The 19,724-nt window shown below is 66.7% G+C and carries 18 protein-coding genes; 11 read left to right on the top strand and 7 right to left on the bottom strand.

From position 1 onward, the window contains the following. Positions 1-97: 97 nt before the first annotated feature. Complete coding sequence (gene glgC, locus GTV32_RS00840; RefSeq protein WP_161058546.1) at positions 98-1,312, top strand: glucose-1-phosphate adenylyltransferase; 1,215 nt, start codon at positions 98-100, stop codon at positions 1,310-1,312. Positions 1,313-1,347: 35 nt separating this feature from the next. Here glgC and GTV32_RS00845 read toward each other — a convergent pair whose 3' ends face one another. The 3 genes from GTV32_RS00845 to cofD are packed head-to-tail and all read right to left on the bottom strand — an operon-like array spanning position 1,348 to position 4,351. Further along, positions 1,348-1,932 carry an NUDIX domain-containing protein gene (locus tag GTV32_RS00845; protein WP_161058547.1) on the bottom strand — a complete coding sequence of 195 codons (585 nt, stop codon included), beginning with the start codon at positions 1,930-1,932 and terminating at the stop codon, positions 1,348-1,350. Next, positions 1,929-3,287, bottom strand: a complete 1,359-nt coding sequence (locus GTV32_RS00850; protein WP_161058548.1) for a coenzyme F420-0:L-glutamate ligase — start codon at positions 3,285-3,287, stop codon at positions 1,929-1,931. Before GTV32_RS00850 ends, GTV32_RS00845 begins: the two co-directional genes overlap by 4 nt. After that, on the bottom strand, positions 3,284-4,351 hold the full coding sequence (gene cofD, locus GTV32_RS00855) for a 2-phospho-L-lactate transferase (protein ID WP_161058549.1): 1,068 nt from the start codon (positions 4,349-4,351) through the stop codon (positions 3,284-3,286). The genes GTV32_RS00850 and cofD overlap by 4 nt, the downstream gene beginning before the upstream one ends. A gap of 686 nt (positions 4,352-5,037) precedes the next feature. Between cofD and GTV32_RS00860 the strand changes: the two genes are divergently transcribed. Then, the gene (locus tag GTV32_RS00860) at positions 5,038-5,301 is read left to right on the top strand and encodes a WhiB family transcriptional regulator (protein ID WP_237421632.1); all 264 of its coding nucleotides are present in this window, start codon (positions 5,038-5,040) and stop codon (positions 5,299-5,301) included. A 21-nt stretch (positions 5,302-5,322) separates the two neighbouring features. Here the strand turns inward: GTV32_RS00860 and GTV32_RS00865 are convergent, their stop codons facing one another. Beyond that, on the bottom strand, positions 5,323-5,763 hold the full coding sequence (locus GTV32_RS00865) for a metallopeptidase family protein (protein WP_343287423.1): 441 nt from the start codon (positions 5,761-5,763) through the stop codon (positions 5,323-5,325). Between the two features lie 274 nt (positions 5,764-6,037). Here GTV32_RS00865 and GTV32_RS00870 point away from each other — a divergent pair, with 274 nt between their 5' ends. From GTV32_RS00870 to manA, 3 genes are all read left to right on the top strand, one after another. Then, the gene (locus tag GTV32_RS00870; RefSeq protein ID WP_161058552.1) at positions 6,038-6,508 is read left to right on the top strand and encodes a DUF3499 domain-containing protein; all 471 of its coding nucleotides are present in this window, start codon (positions 6,038-6,040) and stop codon (positions 6,506-6,508) included. A 105-nt stretch (positions 6,509-6,613) separates the two neighbouring features. Beyond that, complete coding sequence (locus tag GTV32_RS00875) at positions 6,614-7,741, top strand: hypothetical protein (RefSeq protein ID WP_161058553.1); 1,128 nt, start codon at positions 6,614-6,616, stop codon at positions 7,739-7,741. A 4-nt stretch (positions 7,742-7,745) separates the two neighbouring features. After that, on the top strand, positions 7,746-8,999 hold the full coding sequence (manA, locus tag GTV32_RS00880; protein WP_161058554.1) for a mannose-6-phosphate isomerase, class I: 1,254 nt from the start codon (positions 7,746-7,748) through the stop codon (positions 8,997-8,999). Between the two features lie 22 nt (positions 9,000-9,021). Here manA and eccE read toward each other — a convergent pair whose 3' ends face one another. Continuing rightward, positions 9,022-10,833, bottom strand: coding sequence for a type VII secretion protein EccE (eccE, locus tag GTV32_RS00885; RefSeq protein WP_343287169.1), 1,812 nt, complete (start codon positions 10,831-10,833; stop codon positions 9,022-9,024). A 56-nt stretch (positions 10,834-10,889) separates the two neighbouring features. Between eccE and eccB the strand changes: the two genes are divergently transcribed. Continuing rightward, complete coding sequence (eccB, locus tag GTV32_RS00890) at positions 10,890-12,383, top strand: type VII secretion protein EccB (protein ID WP_161058555.1); 1,494 nt, start codon at positions 10,890-10,892, stop codon at positions 12,381-12,383. 18 nt (positions 12,384-12,401) lie between these two features. On the opposite strand, the gene hpxO is transcribed toward eccB, so the two are convergent. Both hpxO and GTV32_RS00900 read right to left on the bottom strand, forming a co-directional pair. After that, on the bottom strand, positions 12,402-13,562 hold the full coding sequence (hpxO, locus tag GTV32_RS00895) for an FAD-dependent urate hydroxylase HpxO (RefSeq protein ID WP_161058556.1): 1,161 nt from the start codon (positions 13,560-13,562) through the stop codon (positions 12,402-12,404). A gap of 95 nt (positions 13,563-13,657) precedes the next feature. Next, positions 13,658-14,287 (bottom strand): TetR/AcrR family transcriptional regulator, encoded by a 630-nt coding sequence (locus tag GTV32_RS00900; RefSeq protein ID WP_343287170.1) that lies wholly within the window; start codon positions 14,285-14,287, stop codon positions 13,658-13,660. Between the two features lie 92 nt (positions 14,288-14,379). Here GTV32_RS00900 and GTV32_RS00905 point away from each other — a divergent pair, with 92 nt between their 5' ends. The 5 genes from GTV32_RS00905 (at position 14,380) to nrdF (ending at position 19,707) form a co-directional block, all read left to right on the top strand. Next, positions 14,380-14,949 carry an NAD(P)H-dependent oxidoreductase gene (locus GTV32_RS00905; protein WP_161058558.1) on the top strand — a complete coding sequence of 190 codons (570 nt, stop codon included), beginning with the start codon at positions 14,380-14,382 and terminating at the stop codon, positions 14,947-14,949. 590 nt (positions 14,950-15,539) lie between these two features. Beyond that, positions 15,540-15,773, top strand: a complete 234-nt coding sequence (locus tag GTV32_RS00910) for a redoxin NrdH (protein ID WP_161058559.1) — start codon at positions 15,540-15,542, stop codon at positions 15,771-15,773. 120 nt (positions 15,774-15,893) lie between these two features. Next, a complete protein-coding gene (gene nrdI, locus GTV32_RS00915) occupies positions 15,894-16,397 on the top strand; it encodes a class Ib ribonucleoside-diphosphate reductase assembly flavoprotein NrdI (protein ID WP_161058560.1) in 504 nt (167 codons plus the stop codon). A 61-nt stretch (positions 16,398-16,458) separates the two neighbouring features. Then, positions 16,459-18,654, top strand: a complete 2,196-nt coding sequence (nrdE, locus tag GTV32_RS00920) for a class 1b ribonucleoside-diphosphate reductase subunit alpha (protein WP_161058561.1) — start codon at positions 16,459-16,461, stop codon at positions 18,652-18,654. 48 nt (positions 18,655-18,702) lie between these two features. Then, positions 18,703-19,707 carry a class 1b ribonucleoside-diphosphate reductase subunit beta gene (nrdF, locus tag GTV32_RS00925; RefSeq protein WP_161058562.1) on the top strand — a complete coding sequence of 335 codons (1,005 nt, stop codon included), beginning with the start codon at positions 18,703-18,705 and terminating at the stop codon, positions 19,705-19,707. The last annotated feature ends 17 nt before the right edge of the window (positions 19,708-19,724 follow it).

Genomic DNA, 19,724 nt, shown 5'->3' on the forward strand with positions numbered 1-19,724 from the left:
CCAACGTCGGTGGTTCGCCAACGGTCCTGTGGATCGCGAGCCCGTGGACGCATCATTCGTCTGGCCCGAGCCGTGGATGCCGGTTAAGTTGGGGAGTGTGAGAACACAGCCGCACGTGCTCGGAATGGTCCTCGCAGGCGGCGAGGGGAAGCGTCTGTACCCCCTGACGATGGATCGTGCAAAGCCCGCGGTTCCGTTCGGCGGTTCCTACCGCCTCATCGACTTCGTGCTGTCCAATCTCGTCAACGCCGGCTATGAACGCATCTGTGTGCTCACGCAATACAAGTCGCACTCCCTCGACCGGCACATCTCGCAGACCTGGTTCTCGGCGGGCTTCCACGGCGAATACATCACCCCCGTCCCAGCGCAGCAGCGACTCGGGCCACGGTGGTACACCGGCAGTGCCGACGCGATCTTCCAGTCGATGAACCTGATCACCGACGAGGAGCCCGAGTACATCGTGGTGTTCGGAGCCGACAACGTGTACCGGATGGATCCCTCGCAGATGGTCGAGGCGCACATCGAGTCGGGCGCCGACGTCACGGTCGCAGGCATCCGGGTGCCGCGCGCCGAGGCGACCGCCTTCGGGTGCATCGACTCGGATTCGTCGGGCCGGATCACCCGATTCCTGGAGAAGCCGACCGATCCTCCAGGCACACCGGATGATCCGGACGTGACGTTCGCGTCGATGGGCAACTACGTGTTCACCACCGAGGCACTCGTCGACGCCATCCGCTCCGACGCCGGCGACCCCGACTCCGATCACGACATGGGTGGCGACATCATCCCGGGATTCGTCCGCCGCAACAGGGCATTCGTCTACGACTTCAAGGACAACGAGGTGCCCGGCGCCACCGAACGCGACAAGGGCTACTGGCGTGACGTCGGGACCCTCGACGCGTTCTACGACGCGCACATGGACCTGGTGTCGGTGCACCCGGTCTTCAACCTGTACAACCGGCGCTGGCCGATCCGCGGCGAGACGGTCAACCTCCCGCCCGCCAAATTCGTCCAGGGCGGTACTGCTCAGGACTCCGTCGTGGGTGCGGGCAGCATCATCTCGGCGGGCACGGTGAGCGACTCGGTGCTCTCGGCGAATGTGGTCATCGAAGACGGTGCGATCGTCGAGGGCAGTGTGCTGATGCCCGGGGTCCGGGTGGGCAAGGGCGCCGTGGTGCGGCACGCCATCCTCGACAAGAACGTCCACGTCGGCGAAGGCGTGCAACTCGGCGTCGACCCGGAAGCCGACCGTGAGCGCTTTTCGATCAGCGGCGGAGGCGTCGTGACGGTCGGCAAGGGTATGCGTATCTAGGCGCCGCGGCCGAACATTCGATCAGTCCCGTTCGGTCAGGTGGGTTCGGTGGCCCGCAGGGCGGCGAGTCCGCGGTCGATGAGCACCGGGACGTCGACGGTGTCGGTGTCCGATGGCAGTCGGTCGATCGGCCACCAGGCGAGATCGACCGACTCGTCACTGCGCACGATCACCGGCGGCCCACCGTTCTCGGTCGGTCGAGCCATCGCGGCGAAACGCACATCGAGATGTCGGGTGGGGACACCGAGCGAGCAGGTGATCGGGTGGGTGTGCAGGTGGACGGGCGCAGCCGTCAGCAGCAGGTCCGGCACGCCGGACTCCTCACGTGCCTCCCGGGCGGCGGCCCCGGCCAGCGTCTCGTCGGACTCCTCGCAATGACCCCCAAGCTGAATCCACTTGCCCACCCGCGGGTGCAGGGTCAGCAGCACATGCGTGAGCGTCGCATCGAAGACGATCGCCGACCCGGTCAGGTGGCCCGGTTCGCTGCGGCGCAGGCACGCATCCGGGACAGCGTCGAGGAATGCGAGGTACGTGTGCCGCAAGGCATCCTGCTCCGGGTCCGGTGCCTCCCACGAACGCAGGGACGTGACGGCCGACGCATGGAGCGAGGCCGTGCTCACCGCTCGAGCACCAATCCCTCGGTGGACGCGGGTGGCCGCAGCCCGGCTTCCTCCGCCGGTCGCCCGATCGCGACCGCGCCGAGCGGCTCCCAGTTCGCCTCGAGGTCGAGGGTCTCGCGGACGATGTCGGGGGCGAAGATGGTCGACCCGATCCAGCAGCTCCCGACGCCGCGCACCGACAGAGACACCAGCAGCGACGACACGGCGCCGCCCGCCGCGACTGTGAACATCGTGTGCTCGGCGGCCGTTCGCCGCGCGTCGGGATAGTCGTGGGCGCCGTCGGGGACCAGGAACGGGATCACCAATTCGGGTGCGTCATACAGGATCTGACCGCGCTGCACGCGCTTTCGGATCGACTCCGCGGACTTGTCGTCACCCTCCAGGTCGCGGCGCCAGGCCGCAGCCATCGCGTCGAGCAGTCGGATCCGTCGTTCGTCAGAACGAACCCAGACGAACCGCACCGGATGGGTGTGGTGGGGTGCGGGCGCGGTGAGGGCCTCGGCGAAGGCCGCCGACATCACCTCGGGTTCGATGGCGCCGGGCGCGAAGCTGCGCACCGACCGGCGCGTCCGAACCGCCTCGCGACGCCCCTGTTCGATGGCTTCGGCGGTGCCGAGCCGAAACAGGTCCTCCGATGCCGGCCGGACGAGATCGGTGGCGCCGGAACCGTCGTCGACCGGGCTTAGGCCGCGCACCACGGCGATCGGTACCCCACCGAGTTTGCCTTTCACCAGGTCTGCGGCGGCGGCGATCTCATCGGCGACGGCGATGTCGGTGACCACGAGCGGGTTCCCGTAGGCATCGACCGAGCCCTCGTAGGGGTGCGAGACCCGGATGCCTGCCGCACCGATGGCGACGTCGGTCTGGCCGTTTCGCCAGGCGCGGCCCATCGTGTCGGTGACGATCACCGCGACGTCGATGCCTGCCACCTCACGGATGCGCGTACGGAGCGCGGCCGCGCTCGCATCGGGATCGGCCGGGAGCAGCGCCAGACGGTCGGTGGCGATGTTCGACCCGTCCACCCCGGCCGCCGCCTGTACGATGCCGAGGCGGTTCTCGGTGATGAGCGTGCGGTTCCTGCGTGCCAGGACGCGCACGGACTCGTCATCGACAAGCTTGCGGCGCAGCGCATCTCGTTCTTCTGGATCGCTGGGGGCGTCGACCATCCGGTTCTCCACCTTGGAGAAGATCTTGCTGGTCGCCACCACGACGTCGTCGTCGGCAAGCCAGGGCGCGGCGGCGAGGAGTTCGCTCGCGATGTCGCTCTCCGGCGTGAATTCACCCAGACCGCGGACCGCACGGATTTCCAGGCCGCCGACGGAGCCGTGGTCGCCTTCGGCCGGACCGGTGGTCAACTCACGCCCCCTTCGGTGGCACCGGCATTGCGATCAGGAGTGGCAACCCCGACCAGCGCGCATGCGTCACGGACCATCTGTGCGGTGACCGCCGGATCGGTCATCAGCAGGGGAGCGGACCCGATCGCGATGCCGTCGACCCTCGCCTGGTCACCTTCGGCGATCAACCATCCGTCGAGGATCCCGTTGCCGCTGCGGGCGCCGTAATGGGCCGCGATGGCCTCGGCCGAGGTCTCGACACCGATCACCGACAGGCACTCGTCGGCCATCCCGCGCAGGGGCCGGTTGTCGATCACCGGCGAGATGCCCACGACGGGGGCCGAGGTGGTCCGTAGCGCGCTCCGGACGCCGGGCACGCTGACGATGGCGCCGATGCTGACCACCGGGTTGCTGGGCGCCAGCAGCACTATGTCGGCGTCGGTGATCGCCTCGGCGACGCCCGGTGCGGTACGGGTGTCGTCGGAGCCCACCTGCGCGAAACCGAACGTCGGGATCTTCGCCCGATGTCGCACCCACCACTCTTGGAAGTGGATGGCGACCCGCTCGCCGTCGTCGCCGTCGGGCTTGGCGACCACCACGTGGGTCTCATGTCGATCGTCCGTTGCGGGGATGAGGCGGACACCGGGCTGCCATCGCCGGCACAGGGCCGCGGTCACATCGGACAGCCGGTAACCGGCGTCGAGCATCTGGGTCCGGATGAGATGTGTGGCGAGATCGCGATCACCGAGGCCGAACCAGTCCGGGTCGGCGCCGTAGGCCGCGAGCTCCTCCTTGGCATGCCATGTCTCGCCCACCCGACCCCACCCGCGCTCGCGGTCGATGCCGCCGCCCAGGGTGTACATACAGGTGTCGAGGTCGGGACAGATCCGGACACCGTGCATCCACGCGTCGTCGCCGACGTTGACGACCGCGGTGACCTCGTGATCCGCGCGGTGCGGTGTCGTCGACTCACCGCCCGGGTCCGGAGCGCCCGGACCGGGAAACGGCGTGGGACCGAGCAATTCGCGGACGCCGGACAGGAAGCGGGCGCCACCGACGCCACCGACGAGAACCGTCACTTTCACCTCGTTCACTCTAGTGATCGGTAGCCGGGCGGTGTCGACCGCGGTGGGTCGCGGCGTTCCGAGGTGGTCTGGGGGCCGTCATCTGCGAGATGACGCTCGGCGGCGGTGGGTTCGCTACCATGGGTCACGATTCCGGGGGAGGGGATCGCTCATCTGTGAGATTGCTGATGTCTGCGCCCGAGCCCGTGTCGAGACCGAGGGATTCCGACGACTGATGGTATTAAGGAATCTTTTCGGTTTAACTTGACCGCAGCGGTCCATGCCGTGTGTAATCACATCAGTGTCATTATGAGTTTGAGATCGAGAATTGATGGAGCGCAAGGTTTTCGATCATTTGTTCGAATGACTCACGGGCAATGGGCCCGGACACGGTGAAGATCGATGGTGTGGGCAGATGTGGTGGGCGGCAGGGTTGCCGCGGACACCGACGACTGGAACTGACAGACTTCTCGAGCTAGGAGGCGCCGACGATGGCTTTTGAGAACCCGATCGGCAATCCACTTGAACCACGCGACTATTCCGATCCCCGCAAACCTGTTGAGCCGGTGGATCGTTCAGAAGAACTGGCTCGCGCCGACGTGTCGGCGAATCATCTTGGGCTGGTGGGAGATTCGCCCATGACGCCGCGAATCGGCAACGCCGCGGCGGAGCCGGGTAACAACTCTCCTTGGTCACAGGGACGCCATCTGTCGTTGGTGGCCAACGACTTCGACGATCTCTTCGAGGCCGTCGAGGAGCAGTGGCAGGAGCGGGCGTTGTGCGCCCAAACCGATCCCGAGGCATTCTTCCCCGAGAAGGGTGGCTCGACTCGCGAGGCCAAGCGCATCTGTCAGGGATGCGAGGTGAAGCCGGAGTGCCTGGAATACGCCCTGCACAACGATGAACGGTTCGGCATCTGGGGCGGGCTTTCCGAGCGCGAGCGTCGGCGGCTCAAGCGCGGCATCATCTGACGCCTGCGCGCCGGTGTCGTGTTACTCCGGCCCGCGATCGATGGTGTCCTCGTCGACACCCAGGTGGGTCGCGACCTGCTGTACGAGCACTTCGTGGACCAACTCCAGCAGATCGGCTCCGCGCTTCTCGCGGATCTCCAACGGCCGACGGAACAGGATGATCTGCGCCCGGGTCGGCTGCCCCCGGACGTCCAGGCCGGCCGGGATGAGTCTGGCAAGCGGCACCGCGCCGTCGGCGGTGACCTCATCGGGCCATTGGATCGAATCGGGGTCGTGCGGCAACATCCGCGGGATGTCGTCGACCGCGATGTCGAGTCCGGCCAGCTGATCGTGCCAGTTCGCATCGATCTCTGCGAACGCCTCGAGAGCGACGACGTCGAAGGAGTCCGCCCTGCTGGCAAATGCCGGTACGGTCTGTGGCAGAAGAGGTGAACGCAGTCCGCGGCCACGCCGATCTCGGATCCGTACCGACCGGCTCGGGCTCCGGAGCGAGCCCCGATGGATCGCGCCCGCACGACCACGCGCATCCTGCGCACGCGGGTCGGTACCGCGACCGCGGGGATCCTGGGCGCGACCACGAGGTTCGTCGGCGCGGCCCCGAGAGGGGCGGGGCGGATCGAAACGCATGACGTGAGTGTAAGGATTCCGGTCGCGTCTGTCGCGTGTGAGGTGCGTTTCGCGCGAGCACGCGTGTCGCCGCCGGTGTGGACCCGCCGCCGGGGATAACCTCGTCAGCGTGAAGCTTCCCCGACAGTGCTGCAGGCCCGGCTGCGCCCGTTCCGCGGTGGCTACCCTGACGTTCGTCTACTCCGAGTCGACGGCGGTCATCGGGCCACTGGCCAGTTCGGCCGAGCCGCACTCGTGGGATCTCTGTGACGATCATGCGCGGCGGATCACCGTGCCCCGCGGCTGGGAGATGCTGCGGAGCGAGCGGGGGTTCTCGGCTCCGGTCGCCGAGGACTACGAACTGACCGCGTTGGCCGAGGCGGTGCGCGAGGTCGGCGGTGCCGGCCGGGTCGACACGTCGCAGTGGCCCGACGTGTTCGACGGATCGGACGACGTCGCACCAGGACGTCGCGGTTCTCCGCGGCCTGCTCCGGAGTCGCCCGCGGCAGAAGACGGTGCACCGCGCCGATCATCGCAATCGGCCCGTCCGCGCCCCGGACGGCGGGGTCACCTTCGGGTTCTGCCGGACCCGACCGACTGACACGCCTGCGCGCATGAGGGGCGTCGGGCGTGTCAGGCTCGAGTGCACCCGGCATCGGCGCAGGCACGTGCGCGGCGGGCGGTCTGCGTGACTAGGCTGGACGTCATGCGTACCGGTGCCCCCGATCTCGATGATGTCGAGGAACTGATCGCGGCCGACGTGGACGGTCTCCTACCCTCCGTCGCACTTGCCGGTGCGCAGGTGCGATCCGTCGCGGAGGCACAGCGCGAGGGCGTCCTCGAGCCGCTGTCGCAGCTGCGGCCGCGCAGTGTCGTGATCGTCTGCGGCACCACCGGGGCGGCATCTCCGGCGGCGCAGCTGGTGATCGCCGCGATCAGCTCGCGGGTCGACGTCCCGATCGTGGCCGCTCCCGCGTTGCCGGGATGGATCGGCCCACTCGATGTGGTGGTGGTGGTCGGTGACGACGCCGGCGACATGGTCCTCGCGGACGCAGCCGCTCGCTCCCTGCGTCGCCGGGCAGAAGTGGTCGTCGCCGCGCCGATCGAAGGGCCGTTACGGGATGCACTGGGCGGCAACGGCATCGACCTCTCACCGCGAGTACCGGTGGATTCCAGGTTTCGATTTCCGGGGTTCGTCGCGGCGCTCCTCGCGGTGTTCGTCTCGCTGAGCCAGGTCCGTTTCACCGGACATGTGCCCCAGGTCGCGGATCTCGCCGACGCCCTGGACGGCGAGGCGGTCGCCAACCACCCGGGAAACGAGAGCTTCCACAACCGGGCGAAGTTGCTGGCCGCCAGGCTCGACGCACGCTCGTCGGTCTGGGTCGGGGACACGGTGGGGACCGCTGTGATCGCCGGTCAGGCATCGCGCTCGCTGCTGGCCCTCGCGGGCGTCATCAGCGCCGTCGCGGAGGTCGGCGATGTGGCGCGGTTGGTGCGGGAGTGGTCTGAGCGAACGGGTTCGACGCCGTCGGAATCCATCTTCTACGACCCCGAGATCGACGGCCCGGCACCGCAGAGTCCACCACGGGTGTTCGTGGCGACCACGCCGTCGCGGGACTGGTACGTGCGCCGTCGTCTCGACGGTCTCGGCGATCTCGACGTGCTCACCGGCGACAGCACCGAGGACGACGCCGCGGGTCGACATGCCGGTTCGCCGCCGGTCGCCACCATGGACGATCTCGCCGCCGATGCGCCGGCCGATCTCGTGTCGCTCGTGGTGTTGATCCTTCGTATCGAGATGGCAGCCGTCTATCTCCGATTGATCGGGACCTGACGCGATGAAGACCCTGGAGGGGGTGGTGCGTCCCTATGCGTGGGGATCGCGCACCGCGATCGCATCACTGCGTGGACGGGCGGTGCCCTCGCCGCATCCGGAAGCGGAACTGTGGTTCGGCGCGCATCCGGCCGGCCCGGCGGTCTGCCTACGGCCCGACGGCGAGCACGACACCGACCTGCTCAGCGCAATCGACGCCGACCGAGTGGAGATGCTGGGTCGGCGCACCGTGGAAGCGTTCGACGGGCGGTTGCCGTTCCTGATGAAGGTCCTCGCGGCCGACGAGCCGTTGTCGCTGCAGGCGCATCCGAGCCTGACCCAGGCCCGCGATGGGTTCGACCGCGAGAATGCCGCCGGAGTGCCGATCGACGCACCGAACCGGAACTATCGCGACCCGTGGCACAAGCCGGAACTGATCGTTGCGACCACCGAATTCGACGCGCTGGCGGGCTTCCGGGATCCCGCCGTCACGATCGAGTTGTTGCGTGAGCTGCAGGTGAGCGAGCTCGATCCGTATCTCGGAATGCTTGCCGGGCAACCTGATTCGGAGGGGTTGCGTGCTCTCTTCACCACCTGGCTCACCCTGCCCGACGCATCGATCGCCACGCTCATCCCCGCCGTACTCGCCGGGGCCGTGTCGGTCCTCGGGGCAGGTGGCGACAACCGCTTCGCGGCGGAATTGCGGACCGTCCTGGAACTCGGCGAGGTCTACCCTCGTGATCCAGGAGTGCTGGCGTCGTTGCTGCTCAACCGTATTCGACTCGAACCAGGTGAGGGCCTGTACCTCCCGGCCGGAAACCTGCATGCGTACCTGCGCGGCATCGGCATCGAGATCATGGCGAACTCCGACAACGTGCTGCGCGGAGGCCTGACGCCGAAACACATCGACGTGCCCGAACTGCTCCGGGTCCTGGACTTTACTCCGGCCGCCGTCGCCGAGATCACCGCGCCGATACGCACCGTCGGTGCCGAGCGCGTCTATCTGACGCCCGCCCCCGAGTTCCGGCTCTCCCGTGTCGAACTCGACGGTACCGGCCTGCGGCATGCATCCTCGGTGTGCTTCGACATGCCGGGTCCCCAGATCCTGGCAGTACTGCATGGTTCGATCGATGTCCGACCGATGGGCGGGGAGGCCACCACGATCCCCGCCGGGCGCGCGATCTGGATCGGAGATGCCGAACCCGACGTGGTCGTCCACGCCGCGTCGTCTCGTGCGGTCTTCTTCCGTGCGCTGGTGCCGGGCCGACCACCCGGCTGACCGATGGTCTGCACGTCGGGCGTCAGCGTCCGATGTAGGTCCACTCGTCCGGTGTCGCGACCATCGACACATCCACCCGCTCGGTGGCCGTGGTCACCGAGAAGCTCTGCGGTGCATGTGGATTCTGACGGAGGACGACCGCGGCGTCCGGGACCAGCTCGGCCACCCGCGGTTCTCCCGCGGCACACACCGTGATGGTCGTCGTGCCGACCTCGGGTGCGGGGGCCGTCAACTCGTCGTAGATCACCACCCGATGCCCGGACGGGTGCGCGACGTGGTCCGAGCTCACGGTGAGTTGTCGCCGGTCTCCCACGGCGGCGACCAGGTGCTCCCACCGGGTGGGTCGGAGAGTGTGCACCGTGACGGAGGCGCCGATGGCCACGGCGCGCAACGCGATCTGTGAGACGAGTGCTGGATCGGCCGACACGACGGTCGAGGGGATGTCGGGGCCGAGGAGCGGGACGGCGACAGCGCGACCGGTGCGGTCGGCGCCGACGAGTTGACCACAGCCACCGGCCGGCAGGGCCAGGGTACTGAGCAACTGTGTTGCCTGCGCACCGCGCACGGCGCCGAGCGTGCGGTCCAGTCGAGCGGGGATCGCGATGGGCAGGCCGGCAGCCAGGGCGTCGAACTGGTGACCGTCGAGTGGCACGAGTCCTGGCGGCAGCGGCTCGACACTGCGCCCGGCCGAAGGGAGTTCGGCGAACCGCACGATGCCGGCGACCTCGAGCGTGCGATCGGCACCGTGGCGCAGCCGTACGGTCGCGGTGGTCGAGATGGCCGAGTTCACCCACACCGACGACAACACCGAGCCCATCCGGTGTGGCTCGATGGCCGCACTGCGGAAACGGAGCGGACCGGCACCCACGGCATCCCACTGCTCGGTCATGTCCTCCAGCGCGACGCCCTCCGACAACTGGCGGGTGACCGAGCTGATCTCGGTGCCGTTGAGGACGGAGACCCGAAGGCCGCTCTCGGTGAGACGTCTGGCGACACGTCTGGTGGTCACGGTGGCGGTCCGCAGTGCGCCGACGGCGCCCCCACCACGGCGGGCGACGGCGTCGGCGCAGTCGAGGGGTTTCAGACGCAACACCACCACGACCGAACGGTGTGCGGTTGCCGCCAGGGGCCCGAGAGTCCTGTGGTAGGACTGCGCAATCGGACCGGTGCCCCAGCTGCGGACGCCGTGGCTGACGACCTCGATCGAGTGCAGCGCGATGTCGTACGGGTTGATGCATTCGGCGAGCGCGTCGAGCGGCACCACCTGCCCGGTGGGGTCGTCGACACCGGTGTGGCCCGGGGTCAGGAAGGTGGCTGCCGGCCCCGCGGGAGACACTCGCAGGACGGTGATCACGGTGTCCCCGACCCAGCGGGCGCCGATCGGGTCGTGACCGCCCGCCGGTGCGGCGGGGACGTCGAAGCGGAGGGGTGCGAGGTCGATCGATCTGCGACGTGTTCGGGCCCAGACGAATCCCCATCGTCGCGTCCACCGGCCGGCGATCGAGTGACCGCCGCCGAGCGGGACGAGGGCGAGCGACGCCACCGCGGCGGTCGCCAGAGCGATCGGGCCCAGTGGGCTGCCACCGACCGCCCAGGTGATGAGGCCGCCGGCCAGGATGATCTCGACGATCACGACTGTCCGGAGGGTGCTGCGTTGTCGGCCGGCCCGCTCTCGTCGGGGCGGCCTTCGGGCTGGAGCGGTTTCCGGACGACGGGAGGTCGTCACCGGCATGCCTGTCATCGCCATGACTTCCCCCTCGGTACGGATGACTGGCGCGGCACCCGCGGAAAATGTATCGGTTACGCTACTACGCGTCGAGCCGTCGGGGACCATCTGAACAGTGGAAACGGCAGTGCGACGAGGTCTGTCATGCGGCCGAAGGGGGAGAGATGGCCCGGCAGCTCACGACCAAGGCACAGGTGAACGGCTACCGGTTCATGCTGCGTCGACTCGAACATGCGCTGGTCCGTCGCGATGTCCGGATGTTGCACGACCCGATGCGGTCGCAGCTCCAGGCTCTTCTCGTCGGGGCGCTTCTCGGGGTGTTGGTACTCGCGGGGTGTGGGGTCTGGGGACTGGTGCGGCCCCAGGGCTCCGTCGGTGACGCGAGGATAGTAGTCAGCAAGGACGGTGGGGGCACTTACGTCCGCATAGACGACACCCTGCATCCGGTGCTCAACCTCGCCTCGGCGCGCCTGATCGCGGGCAGCAGTGAGACGCCGAAGTCGGTGAGCGACGGCAAGCTCGCCGCATACGCACGTGGACCACTGCTGGGGATCCCCGGCGCGCCGCCCGCTCTGCATTCATCTTCCCATGGGGGACAGTCGTTCTGGACCGTCTGCGACACCGCGACCGCGTCGCCGGAGGGGGCGGGTCGGTCCATCGAGCTGGCCGTGATCGGTGAGCGTCCCGTTCTCGGCCGGTCGATCGACATGGCCGGCCCGGACGACGCGGCGCTGGTCGCCGTCGGCGGCAAGACCTTTCTGATCTACACCACCGAGCGCGACGGGAAGCCCCTGGCGGTCCGTGCCGAGGTGGACACCTCGAGCACACCGGTGATGCGTGGGCTGCGCCTCGAGGGGGCGGTCGTGCGTGAGATGAGCGCGGGACTGCTCAACAACTTCCCGGAGGTCGATCGATTGACCGTCCCGGAGATCGATGGTGCGGGCGGTGCCGCCGCGACACTCGGCAGCGACGTTCGGGTGGGCTCGGTGGTCAAGTCCGTGGGCGTCGACGACCGGACCAGCTATTACGTCGTGTTGCGCGGCGGTGTCCAGCAGATCAGCGAGGCCACCGCGGAGATCTTGCGGCTCGCCGACCGGGACAGCACCGCCCCGGTGCGGACCGTGGCACCCGGTCGGGTGGCCGCCGGTCCGATGAGAGAAGAGTTGCCGGTCGGTGACTTCCCCGCTCACGCACCGAGTCTGGTGGAGATGCAAACCGCCGGGACCCTCTGTCGATCCTGGTCGCGAGCCGCCGACGAGGCGACGGCGACGTCCCGGTTCCTGGTGGGCCGCGAGCTGCCCCTGCCCGACGGTGCCGTTCCGGTGCGGGTGAGCTCGGCCGATGGTGCCGGACCAGGTGTCGATCAGGTCTATCTGCGTCCTGGTACGGGCGAATACGTCCAGACCACCGGGTCGGAACCGGACAGCCGGCGTGTCGAATCACGCTATTACATCAGCGATGTCGGCATTCGCTACGGCGTCGCCGACGCCGAGACCGGCCAGGTCCTCGGGCTCGGTGACACCCCGGCGAAGGCGCCGTGGCCGGTCCTCTCGTTGCTCGCCGCGGGTCCGTCGTTGTCCCGGTCGGCGGCCCTGATGTCACACGACGGGATGGCGCCCGATGCGGACGCGCAGCCGATCCCGCTGCCGGAGAACTGACCGCGACTCTCCGGCCCGTCAGGACGTGAGTGGTCCGCCGACGATGTTCGAGACGATCCCGCGGATGACCCTGGTGCCGTCCTCCGAGCGGAGCTCGTCGTACCACGCGGCGGTGGCCGCCGGGTCCTTGGCATGGGTCACGTCACAGCGTTTTCGAGCCCGGAGAACCAACTCGCCCGCCCGCTCGGTGCGCGCCGACTCGTATGCGGCGAGTGCGGCGTGGAGGTCGTCGGGGTGTTCGACGAACGCGAACTGTAGTGCGACAGCATCTTCCATTGCCGAACAACCGCCCTGGCCGATGTCGGGCGTGGTGTTGTGGGCGGCGTCGCCGAGAACCGCGACCCTACCCCTGACCCAGGTGTGGAACGGATCGAGGTCGAGGATCTCGACCCGGTTGGTGGTCGCCGGATCGAGCGCAACGATCAACTGCTGGACGCCGGGTGCCCAGCCGGCGAAACTCTCGGCGAGGAACTCGCGCGCCGTCCCTGGTCGATACGGCTGCCCCTCGGGCATGGTGACATCGAAGAAGAAGTAGAAGCGATCACCGGCCACCGGCATCACCGACACCCGCTTGCCGTCGCCGACGTAGGTGGTCCACTCGGTGGCCGGTCCGATCGTCTCGTCCACGTCGACGAGACCGTTGAAGTTGACGTAACCGGCATAGCGGCGCTCCACCGGATGGCCCAGGACGTACTCGCGCGCGATGGACCGCGCGCCGTCGGCGCCGATCACGAGGTCTGCGGAAAGGATTGTCCCATCCGCGAATTCGACGGTCGCGGCATCGGGGCCATCGGACACCGAGACCATCTTCTTGTCGAAGTGGATGTCGTCGATGCCGTACGCGTTCATCAGCATCAACTGGAGTTCGGCTCGTGCGATCGGGTACGGCCGCTGGCCGACCTCGTCGATCAGCGGTTGCATGCTGAAGCGGCACATGGGGTCACCGGTGAAGCCGTCGATGTACGACATCGAGTCGACGATTCCGCCGAGCGCCGCGGTCTCCTTCTCCAGTCCGAGATGGTTCAGGCACTTGACCCCGTTGGACCACACCGAGATCGCCGCTCCGACAGGCTTGTTCTCGGTGATCTGATCATAGACCTCGACCTCGACGCCGATCTGCTTGAGTGCGATGGCGGCACTGAGGCCGCCCATGCCGGCGCCGATGATGACAGCCTTCACTGGATTGTGCCTTCTCTCGTATCTCGTGCTCGCGCGATCCGTCCAGGCTAGGGCCGATGGCGGTCGGGCGCGCGCCGAGACCGGTGCGATGCTGCTCAGTTCGCGTGCAGGCCGGCGGCGAGCGTGGTCACCAGTTGCTCCCACTCCGTCGTGATCGTCTCCAGGTCGAGACCGACGGCGTCCCGGAGGTGTTTGACCGCGGCCGCATTGAGGGGGGCGTGCACCGCGACGGCGACCACATCGACCTGATCCCCGAAACCCACCTGTTGGAGGAGGATCTGCACGTGGCGGTTGGATGCGGCCCACACCGGGTGACTCAAGAACTCGGCGCCGGAGCCACCTGCCTCGATGAGGATGTCGAGATGGTCGACGGTCATCTTGAGCCGCGCACGGCCGTAGGCGAGCAGTCGGTCGAGCGGGGCCGCGCCCGGGCCGAGCGGTTGCGGACCGAACAGATACGCACGCTGGATCTCGGATTCCGAATGGTCGAGCAGCGCCAGCATCAGGCCGGTCCGGCTGCCGAACCGCCGGAAGACGGTGCCCTTGCCCACGCCTGCCTCACGGGCCACCGCATCCATGGTCACCGCGGAGGCACCGTGATTGTCGATGAGGTTCTTGGCAGCGTCGAGCAGGAGGCGCCTATTGCGGGCGGCATCTGCCCGTTCGGGATCGGACCCGTCGGACAGACGGAGGGGGATGAGACTGCCGTCGGGACCGTTCGACACGTGACGAGCGTAACGCTTGACCCTTCGTGGGAATGGATCGGACAGTGGTCCCGTTGGATATTTCGACTTGCTAAGCATCGAAAGGGAGCATCGTGTCCGAAAAGAACGTGGAGATCGTCGCGCTTGTGGGAAGCCTGCGCAAGGGATCGATCAATCGTCAGTTGGCGCAGGTCGCCGCCGACAATGCCCCGGCGGGGGTGCAGGTCACGATCGTCGAGGGGCTCGGGGAGCTGCCGTTCTACAGCGAGGATCACGACCCGTCGATCGAGGCCGGGGCAGTACTGCCCGCAGGTGTCGCGACGTTGCGGGAGGCCGTCGGCGCCGCCGATGCCGTGTTGCTCGTCACGCCGGAGTACAACGGCACGATGCCGGCCGTCCTGAAGAACGCCATCGACTGGCTGTCGCGGCCCTACGGCGCCGGTGCCGTGTCCGCCAAGCCCGTCGGTGTCATCGGTGCCGCACTGGGCCGGTACGCGGGCACCTGGTCGCGTGAGGACACTCGCAAATCCGTCGGTATCGCCGGCGGACGTGTGATCGAGGACGTCGAGGTCGGCGTTCAGACCTCCACGCTCGGTGACCACGGCGTCGCCGCCGCCGAGGTGGTCGAACAGGTCGTCGTGGCGGTCAACCGCCTTGTCGACGAGGTGACCGTCGCCGCCTGATCCGAACGATCGTCGACGCGCCGTCGCGGGCTCTGAAGGCCCGCGACGGCGCGTTTCTGTCTGCGGCCTGTTGGCAGCTTGGGGACACGTTGTGGAGAGTCCTGGGACAACATGTGGAGGACACGCCGGACACGCCCGACTTCACGATCGCGCATACGCCGCGACCTGCGACTTTCACGAATGTTATTCACAAGTTCTTGTGGTGTCCCCAAATGTCAGACACTAGGTGTAGTGTTTTGGACACCAACGGGGCAGACGTCGTAGACCGGTGTGACCGCGCGAAAGAAGCCATGAGGGCGGTGACCTGCATCACTTTCTTCACGTTGGGAAAGTGCCCGCCCGGGTCTGGTGTTGAACGTCATGGAGACGACGATCGGCGCTGATCGGGGCGGCGGGTTCGCTCCCTGAGGAGCGAGCGGCAGAGGTTCTCGGACCCGAGCCGGCCATGGCAAGCAGACCGCGACACGACGACCCGGTGGCACGACGGCACCACCTCGGATCACCCTCTGGTGATCACCAGGACCGCGTACACCGACACGATCCAGCACGCAGCCAGATACAGCAGCCTGATCCAGCAAGGAGAATCTTCGATGGCCATCACCGTCTACACCAAGCCGGCATGTGTTCAGTGCAACGCGACCTACAAGGCACTCGACAAGCAGGGCCTGTCCTACGATGTCGTCGACATCAGCGAGGACACCGAGGCCCGCGACTATGTGATGGCGTTGGGGTACCTGCAGGCGCCGGTGGTGGTGGTCGGTGACGATCACTGGTCGGGTTTCCGTCCTGATCGCATCAAGGCGCTGGCCGTCGCCGCTGCCTGATCACCGGGAGTGCGTCGCTCGATCCGACGGGGAAGCCGGATCGTGGACCGCGCCAGAGGTCGACAGCACCGGAGTCGCAGCCACCACATGGCGGAGAGACGAACTGACGGGAGGTGGACGATGGCAGGCGTATCACATGAGTCGCCGTTGCTCGTCTACTTCTCGTCCGTCTCGGAGAACACCCACCGGTTCGTCGAGAAGCTGGGGATGCGCAGCGCGCGCATCCCGGTGCACGGGGGCGCGGGCGCCGATGTGCCGGCGGGTCCCGGTGGAATTCACGTAGACGAGCCGTTTGTCCTGATCACACCCACCTACGGTGGCGGCAAGGCCACCGGGGACCGGTCCGGTTACGTGCCGAAACAGGTCATCAAGTTCCTCAACGACACCCACAACCGGTCATTGATCCGGGGTGTCATCGCCGCCGGCAACACGAACTTCGGTGAGGAGTTCTGTCACGCCGGCGACATCATCTCGCGCAAATGCGTGGTGCCGTATCTGTACCGGTTCGAGCTGATGGGCACCGCCGACGACGTCGAACGGGTGCGTGCGGGGCTGGCGGACTTCGTCCGTGGCCCCGCGTTCACCGATCCGCGGCACGCAGAGTTCAGTGCCGCACGCGCCTGAGTCTGTCTGACCCGCCGAGTAGCTTTTTCTCATAAGAACACCCAACTGCCAGGAGTCTTTCGTGTCGCCAACCGCCGCCCCCGTCTCCGACACCGCGTCCGCCAGCCAGTCGGGCATCCACTCGGGGCCCGCCGGCCACGAGCCCGGCGAACTCGACTACCACGCCCTCAACGCGATGCTCAATCTGTACGACGTGGACGGCAAGATCCAGTTCGACAAGGATCGCGAGGCCGCCCACCAGTACTTCCTGCAGCACGTCAACCAGAACACCGTCTTCTTCCACGACCTCGACGAGAAGCTCGACTACCTCGTCGAGGAGAACTACTACGAGCCGCAGGTCCTGGAGCGATACGACCGCGAGTTCGTGAAACTCCTGTTCGGCCACGCGTATTCGAAGAAGTTCCGGTTCCCGACCTTCCTGGGAGCGTTCAAGTACTACACGAGCTATACGCTCAAGACCTTCGACGGCAAGCGTTACCTCGAGCGGTTCGAGGACCGCGTGTGCATGGTCGCGCTCACGCTGGCCGACGGTGACACGGCCCTGGCGCGCAATCTCGTCGACGAGATCATCGAGGGCCGCTTCCAGCCGGCGACCCCGACCTTCCTCAACTCGGGTAAGAAGCAGCGGGGCGAGCCGGTCTCGTGCTTCCTGCTGCGCATCGAGGACAACATGGAGTCGATCGGCCGGTCGATCAACTCGGCGTTGCAGCTCTCCAAGCGCGGCGGCGGAGTCGCCTTGTTGCTCAGCAACATTCGTGAGCACGGAGCGCCGATCAAGAAGATCGAGAACCAGAGCTCGGGCGTCATCCCGATCATGAAGCTGCTCGAGGACTCGTTCTCCTACGCAAATCAGCTCGGCGCTCGCCAGGGTGCCGGAGCGGTGTACCTGCACGCCCATCACCCGGACATCTATCGCTTCCTCGACACCAAGCGGGAGAATGCGGACGAGAAGATCCGCATCAAGACGCTGTCGCTCGGCGTGGTGATCCCCGACATCACCTTCCGGCTCGCCAAAGACAACGACGACATGTACCTGTTCAGCCCGTACGACGTCGAACGCGTCTACGGCGTCCCGTTCGCCGACGTCAACGTCACGGACAAGTACCACGAGATGGTCGAGGACCGTCGAATCCGTAAGACCAAGATCAAGGCGCGCGAGTTCTTCCAGACGCTCGCCGAGCTCCAGTTCGAGTCGGGCTATCCCTACATCATGTTCGAGGACACGGTGAACCGTGCGAACCCGATCGACGGCAAGATCACGCATTCGAACCTCTGCTCGGAGATCTTGCAGGTCTCGACGGCATCCACCTTCAACGACGATCTGTCCTATTCGCACGTGGGTAAAGACATCTCGTGCAACCTGGGCTCGCTGAACATTGCCAAGACGATGGATTCGCCGGACATCGGTCAGACCATCGAGACCGCGATCCGAGGGCTGACCGCGGTCAGTGATCAGACCGCGATCACCTCGGTCCCGTCGATCGAGAAGGGCAACAACGACTCCCACGCGATCGGCCTCGGGCAGATGAACCTGCACGGCTATCTCGCACGTGAGCGGATCTTCTACGGCAGTGACGAGGGTGTCGACTTCACCAACATCTACTTCTACACAGTGCTCTTCCACGCCTTGCGTGCGTCGAACCGGATCGCACGGGAACGCGGTCGACCGTTCGCCGGTTTCGAGCGCTCCGCGTACGCCAGTGGCGAGTTCTTCGACAAGTACATCACCAAGTCGTGGGAGCCCGAGACCCAGAAGGTCCGGGACCTGTTCGGCGAGGCCGGGATTCACATCCCGAGCCAAGACGACTGGCGGGAGCTGAAGGAGGCCGTGCAGCGCGACGGCATCTACAACCAGAACCTGCAGGCCGTTCCGCCGACCGGTTCGATCAGCTACATCAACCACTCGACGAGCTCGATCCACCCGGTGGCCGCCAAGGTCGAGATCCGCAAGGAAGGCAAGATCGGTCGCGTCTACTACCCGGCGCCCTACATGACCAACGACAACCTGGAGTACTACCAGGATGCGTACGAGATCGGGTACGAGAAGATCATCGACACCTACGCGGCCGCGACGCAGCACGTCGACCAGGGACTGAGTCTGACGCTGTTCTTCAAGGACACCGCCAGTACCCGGGACGTCAACAAGGCGCAGATCTACGCATGGCGCAAGGGGATCAAGACGCTGTACTACATCCGTCTGCGTCAGTTGGCGTTGGAGGGTACCGAGGTGGAGGGCTGCGTCAGTTGCATGCTGTGAGTTTCCCTGCCGCCCGACACTTCTCCGCACTCACCAAGGGATGATCCGATGACCTCCACCGAAAGCCACAGCCCCGCCGACGGAGCGCCCATCAAGCTGGTGAGCCGCGTCTCCGCCATCAACTGGAACCGGGTTCCCGACGAGAAGGACGCCGAGGTGTGGGATCGCCTCACCGGCAACTTCTGGTTGCCCGAGAAGGTTCCGGTCTCCAATGACATCCCGTCGTGGAACACGCTGACCGAGTACGAGAAGCAGCTCACCATGCGGGTGTTCACGGGTCTGACCCTGCTCGACACCATCCAGGGCACTGTCGGTGCGGTCTCGTTGATCCCGGACGCCACCACCCCGCACGAGGAGGCGGTGCTCACCAACATCGCCTTCATGGAGTCGGTGCACGCCAAGAGCTACAGCTCGATCTTCTCCACGTTGTGCTCCACCAAGGAGATCGACGAGGCGTTCCGCTGGTCGGAGGAGAGCGAGCACCTACAGCGCAAGGCGCAGATCGTCATGGACTATTACCGTGGCGAGGATCCGCTCAAGCGCAAGGTCGCCTCGACGCTGCTCGAGTCGTTCCTCTTCTATTCGGGCTTCTATCTTCCGATGTACTGGTCGAGCCGTGCCAAGCTCACCAACACCGCCGACCTCATTCGCCTGATCATCCGCGACGAGGCAGTGCACGGGTACTACATCGGCTACAAGTACCAGCGCGGACTCGAGGTGCAGAGCCCGGAGCGCCGACAGGAACTGAAGGACTACACCTTCGAGTTGCTGTTCGAGCTCTACGACAACGAGTCCGATTACACCGAGGCCCTCTACGACGAGGTCGGGCTCAGCGAGGATGTCAAGAAGTTCCTGCGCTACAACGCCAACAAGGCCCTGATGAACCTGGGTTACGAGGCGATGTTCCCGCGGGACGAAACCGACGTGAACCCCGCGATCCTGTCCGCGCTGTCGCCGAACGCCGACGAGAACCATGACTTCTTCTCCGGATCGGGTAGCTCGTATGTGATCGGCAAGGCCGTCAACACCGAGGACGAGGACTGGGACTTCTAGTCCCTCAATCGATTTCG

This window comes from Gordonia sp. SID5947 (assembly GCF_009862785.1).
Lineage (GTDB): Bacteria > Actinomycetota > Actinomycetes > Mycobacteriales > Mycobacteriaceae > Gordonia.